The organism is Vibrio sp. Y176, from assembly GCF_033438945.1.
The window spans coordinates 1-1,086 of sequence record NZ_JAWOQS010000114.1 but is presented as its reverse complement, the minus strand read 5'-3'; the positions used below and the strand labels follow the sequence as shown (position 1 = coordinate 1,086).

Sequence of the window (1,086 nt, the reverse complement as noted above, 5' to 3'; positions counted from 1 at the left end):
AATAGAGTTGCGTCGTGCCCCGCTTAATGGCGGAGGTAAAAGCGTTGATCGCTGCCCCTCGTAAAAAGCTTTCATGTTCGAGGACAAAGCGTTTCGGCACTTTGTTCGCAAAGTATTTCGCCAAGTTTTGCATGTGCGCGTGCGCAGCAAAAACAGGGCGAGTGAGTAGCACTTCTTTTGATTTCGCGTGCGAACCATCGCAGTAAGCGAGTTGGTCAAATTGGCTGCGGCTAAGAATTTTGTCGTAAGTGCGCTGTGCTTGGAGAAATACATCTGATTCGTTTGGCATTTCTTCTTGCTGCGTTAATTGGTAACGACTTTGCTCCCAAAGCGGTTGAGGAATGACGTGCTCTGACATCTCTGTCTGAGGAAACCAAGCGTTGTCACTGAGCAAAAGCACGTAACCCGTTTGGGCATCGGCGCTGCATAGTGTCCAAACATGCGCTGCACGTTGTTCTCGGCCATGGTGGCGAAAACCAGAGCGCGCCACTTGAACAAAGGAACGAGTTTGGATATTCGAGAACGATAAGTGACGTTCGTATAAGCGACTAAAAGTGTCCAGCATACTTGCCAAACGCTCAAGAGATTGTGAAAAACGGCGATGATTCAAGCCCAATTTATACTGTAAATCTTTGGGTGAAACCTCGGCTAATAGAGCATCAAGCAGTGGTTGGAGTGTGTGGGATTCTTTGTTCGGGTTCAGCAGCGTTGCGGTTTTTTGACAGCAGCGACACTTTACTCTTGGGCTACCGACGGCGGTTCTCCCGTAACGTTGCCAAGCAGGTAATCGGCATTCGCAATGAGGCAATAGCTTCAACTCAAAGGTTTGCTGTTGAAGTTGATGAGCCAATGCGAGTATCGGCTCGTTAATCAAAACCGGAGGATAAGCCCCACACTCAGGGCAATGCCACGAGTCGTAGCCGAGCCGATTTGAGCGCGAATACAAACTGAGATCAGGCACGCCGCAATTAGGGCAGCCAAATGACTTACAGCCATTGTATTCTGGACGAAAGGTCATGGTGCTTATCCTTTGAGGTTATTTGTCAGAGACTCACTCTTTGACGCTGACATCCACTTGGCGACCCA

General features: G+C 49.1%; 1 protein-coding gene. It reads right to left on the bottom strand.

What is annotated here, in order from left to right; all coding sequences use genetic code 11:
- On the bottom strand, positions 1–1,018 hold a 1,018-nt coding region (locus tag R7O13_RS24465), incomplete at its 3' end, for a hypothetical protein (RefSeq protein WP_318304884.1).
- Positions 1,019–1,086: the final 68 nt, after the last annotated feature.